Source organism: Streptomyces sp. B1866, from assembly GCF_031932565.1.
GTDB lineage: Bacteria > Actinomycetota > Actinomycetes > Streptomycetales > Streptomycetaceae > Streptomyces.
Genome location: NZ_JAVSCF010000375.1, coordinates 1 through 4,428 on the forward strand (window position 1 = coordinate 1; position 4,428 = coordinate 4,428).

At 78.3% G+C, this 4,428-nt stretch carries 2 protein-coding genes; both read left to right on the forward strand.

Annotated elements, in window-relative coordinates; translation table 11 throughout:
• Window positions 1–1,568: SDR family NAD(P)-dependent oxidoreductase (locus RKE29_RS28215; RefSeq protein WP_312008521.1), on the forward strand; the 1,568-nt coding region annotated here is incomplete at its 5' end.
• Window position 1,569: 1 nt separating this feature from the next.
• Window positions 1,570–4,428, forward strand: a 2,859-nt coding sequence (locus RKE29_RS28220; protein WP_312008523.1) for a beta-ketoacyl synthase N-terminal-like domain-containing protein, incomplete at its 3' end; no start/stop codon positions are given.

Here is a 4,428-nt window from a genome sequence, read left to right on the forward strand (position 1 = left end):
CCTCCTGGCTCACCGACCGCCTCGCCGGGCCCCAGGAGCCCGCTCCCGCTCCCGCCCCCGCAACGGCCTCTGCCGCTCTGGCGCCCGCCGGCCGCGCGCCCAGGCGGCACGTGCTGCGCGAGGTGGCGCTGCCCGCCCCGGGCGGTGCGGCCGACCTCGCCGGAGCGCGGTTCGCCGTGCTCGGCGGCGGCGCGGTCGCCGACGCGCTGGGCGAGCTGCTGACCGCCCGTGGCGCGGCGGCCGACCTGCTGAGCGCCGCGACCCTGCTGACCGAGCGGGACGGCCCGTACGACGGCGTGTTCCTGCTCGGCCCGCTCGCGCACGCGGCCGACGACGCGCCGGTGCTGCCCGACTCCTTCCCGGTGCTCCAGGCCGCCCTGCGGCCGAAGGCCCCCCGGTGGCTGGTGTGCGCGCGGCCCGCCGGCGACCCGTACCGCGCGGGCGGCGCGGGCGCCGGGCTGCACGGCCTGTTCCGCACCGTGGCCCGCGAGTACCCCGACACCCTCGCCCGCGTGGTCGCGCTGGACGCGGCGGCGCCGCCCGCCGAGGTGGCCGCCGCGCTGCTGGCCGAGCTGTCCGCCCAGGACCGGGCCCCGGTGGTGCTGCACACCGCCGACGGGCGCAGGGGCCTGGAGATGGCCGCCGAGGACCTGGGCTCCCTGGCCCGTACGGGCGCGGGACCGGCCGCCGACGGGGCCGCCGAGGCTCAGGCCATCGGCCTGGACTCCGAGTCGGTGGTGCTGCTGACCGGCGGCGCCCGGGGCATCACCGCGCACATCGCGCTCGCCCTCGCCGCCGCCTCGCACTGCCGCATCGAGCTGGTCGGCCGCACCCCGTTGCCGTCCGCGCCCGAGGAGCCGGACGTGGCCGCCGCCGCCGACCTGGCCGGGCTGCGCTCGGCCCTGGCCCGGCGCGGCGGCATGAAGCCCGTCGAGGTCGACCGGGCCGCCCGCCTGGTGCTGGCCCAGCGGGAGATCGCCGCGACCCTGGAGGAGCTGCGCCGCGTGGGCGGCCAGGCCGCGTACCGCTGCCTGGACGTGCGCGACGGCGAGGCCGTGCACCAGGCGGTCAAGGAGATCCACGCCGAGCACGGGCGTCTCGACGGCGTGGTGTACGGCGCCGGGGTGATCGAGGACCGGCTCATCGCCGACAAGAGCCCCGAGTCCTTCCGCCGGGTGTTCGGCACCAAGGTGGACGGCGCGCGCACCCTGCTGGACGCGGTGTCCGAGCTGTCCCCGGGCCCGCGGTTCGCGGTGCTGTTCGGCAGCATCGCGGCCGTCCTGGGCAACCGCGGCCAGAGCGACTACGCCGCGGCCAACGACGCCCTGGAGGCGATCGGCGCCAGCTGGGCCGCCCGCACCGGGCGCCGCGCGGTCACCGTCCACTGGGGCCCGTGGGCGCCGACCGGGGCGCACGGCGGCATGGTCACGCCCGAGCTGGGGCAGGAGTACGCCCGCCGCGGTATCGAGCTGATCGACCCGGACGAGGGCGCCCTGGCGCTGCTGCGCGAGCTGGCCTGGGGCGACCCGTCGGCCACCGGCGTCGTGCACACGGCATCGGGCTGGTGACATGACGACCACCGGCCACGATCACACCGCCGTCGCCATCGTCGGCATGGCGGTGCTGCTGCCCGGCGCCGGCGACCTGGAGACGTACTGGCGCAACCTGGCCGGCGGCGTGGACGCGATCACCGCGGTGCCCGACGGCCGGTGGGACGCGGAGTTCTACGACCCCGCGGCCGCCGCCGGGACCGGCGCGGGCGTGCCCGACCGCGTCTACTGCCGCCGCGGCGGCTTCGTCGACGGCCTGGCCGACGTGGACGTCACCCGCTTCGGCATCATGCCGAACTCGGTCGCGGGCACCGAGCCCGACCAGCTCATCGCCCTGTCGGTGGCGGCCCGCGCCATCGCCGACGCGGGCGGCGAGGACCGGCTCGGCGACCGCGACCGGGTCGGCGTGGTGCTCGGCCGGGGCGGCTACCTGACGCCGGGCCTGGCCCGGCTCGACCAGCGGGTGCGCACCGCCCACCAGCTCACCCGCACCCTGGGCGAGCTGCTGCCGGGCCTGGCCCCGGCCGATCTGGCGCGGGTACGGGCGGCGTTCACCGACCAGCTCGGCCCGCAGCAGGCGGAGTCGGCCATCGGCCTGGTGCCCAACCTGGCCGCCTCCCGGGTCGCCAACCGGCTTGACCTGCGCGGGCCCGCGTACACCGTGGACGCCGCGTGCGCGTCCTCGCTGATCGCCGTGGACCAGGCCGTGGGCGAGCTGGCGGCGGGCCGCTGCGACGTGATGCTGGCGGGCGGCGTGCACCACTGCCACGACATCACACTGTGGAGCGTGTTCACTCAGCTGCGCGCGCTGTCGCCGTCCGAGCGGTGCCGCCCGTTCCACGCCGGGGCGGACGGCATCCTGATCGGCGAGGGCACCGGCGTGGTGGTCCTCAAGCGGCTCGCCGACGCCCGGCGCGACGGCGACCGGGTCTACGCCGTGATCCGCGGTACGGGCGTGGCGGGCGACGGCCGCGCCTCGGGCCTGGTCAACCCGGACCCGGGCGGCCAGGCGCGCGCGGTGCGGCAGGCGTGGCGCGCGGCGGGCCTGGACCCGCGCGAGCCCGGCTCGATCGGCCTGCTGGAGGCGCACGGCACCGGCACCCCGGCCGGCGACGCCGCCGAACTGGCCACTCTCGCAGAGGTTTTCGGGGGGCCGGCCGGCGGCCCCGGCGACCCGGCGGACCGGCCCGTCATCGGCTCGGTCAAGTCGATGATCGGCCACACCATGCCGGCCGCGGGCGTCGCGGGCCTGGTCAAGGCCGCGCTGGCGGTGCACCGGGCGACCCTGCTGCCCACCCTGCACTGCGACGAGCCGCACCCGGCGCTGGCCGCGACCCGCTTCGCGCCCGCACACGCCGCGCGGCCGTGGGAGGCGGAGGTGCGCCGGGCGGCGGTCAACGCGTTCGGCTTCGGCGGCATCAACGCGCACGTCGTGCTGGAGCAGGCGCCGGACGCCCCCGCGCCCGCGCCCTTCCCGGTCCGTAAGGCGCCGCTCGTGGTGAGCGAGCCGGACCGGGTGCTGCGGCTGTCCGCGGCCGACCCGGCGCGGCTGGCCGAGCTGCTGGACGCCGACGACGCTTCGCTGGTGGCCGCGTACACGCACGCCCCCGACGCGCCCTCGGACGACGCGGCCGGGCCCGCCCGGCTCGGCATCGCGGGACCCACGGCCAAGCGCCTGTCGCTGGCCCGGCGCGCGGTGGCCCGCGGCCGCGCCTGGCGGGGCCGCAACGACGTGTGGTTCTCCGCGGACGGCCTGCTGGCCCCGGACCAGGAGGGCGGCGGCAGGGTCGCGTTCGTCTTCCCGGGCCTGGAGGCGGAGTTCGCCCCGCAGGGCCTGGACGAGGTGGCCGCCCACTTCGGCCTGCCCGCGCCGGGCGCCGGCCACTCCCCGGTCGACGGCGTCGCCGTCGGCGACGTGGCCCGGCACGGCATCGGCGTGATGGCCGTGGGACGGCTGCTGGACGCCGCGCTGCGCGCCCACGGCGTACGGCCGGACGCGGTCGCCGGGCACAGCGTCGGCGAGTGGGCCGCGATGATCTCCGGCGGCCTGTACTCCGAGGAGACCGCCGACGAGCTGCTGGCCGCCTTCGACCCGGACTCGCTGCGCGTGCCCGGCGTGGTCTTCGCGGTGCTGGGCGCCCCGGCCGACCAGGTCGTCCAGGCGCTGGCCGAGCGCGGCGGCGACGACATCGTGCTCAGCCACGACAACGCGCCCAACCAGTCCATGGTCTGCGGACCCGAGCAGGCGGTCGAGGAGTTCGTGGCCGCCATGCGCAAGCGGCGGGTGCTGTGCCAGGTGCTGCCGTTCCGCTCCGGCTTCCACACGCCGATGCTCGCCCCGTACCTGGAGCCGCTGACCCACGGCGCGTACGCGGGCGAGGTGCACCGGCCCAGCGTCCCGGTCTGGTCGGGCACCACCGCCCAGCCCTTCCCGGACGAACCCGACGCGGTGCGCGCCCTGTTCGTACGCCACCTGGTGGAGCCGGTGCGGTTCCGGCCGCTGACCGAGGCGCTGTACGCGTCCGGCGTCCGCGCCTTCGTGCAGGTCGGCACCGGGCAGCTCACCTCGCTCGTGAACGACACGCTGCACGGCCGCGACCACCTGGCGGTGTCCGCCAACTCCGGGCAACGCGGCGGGCTCGCCCAGATCCACGCGGTGGCCACCGCGCTGTGGACGGAAGGGTACGTGGCGCGCACTCCCGCCGCCCGGACCCAGGCCGCCGGTACCGGTGCTCAGGCCGCCGGTGCCGGCACGCGGGCCGCGCGGCACCGCCCGGTGCGGCTCGACCTCGGCGGCGGCGACCTGGTGTCGCTGGACGACGCCAGCCGCGCGCGGCTGCGGGCCGCCCTGGCCCGGCCCGGCGCCGCCCCGGCGCCC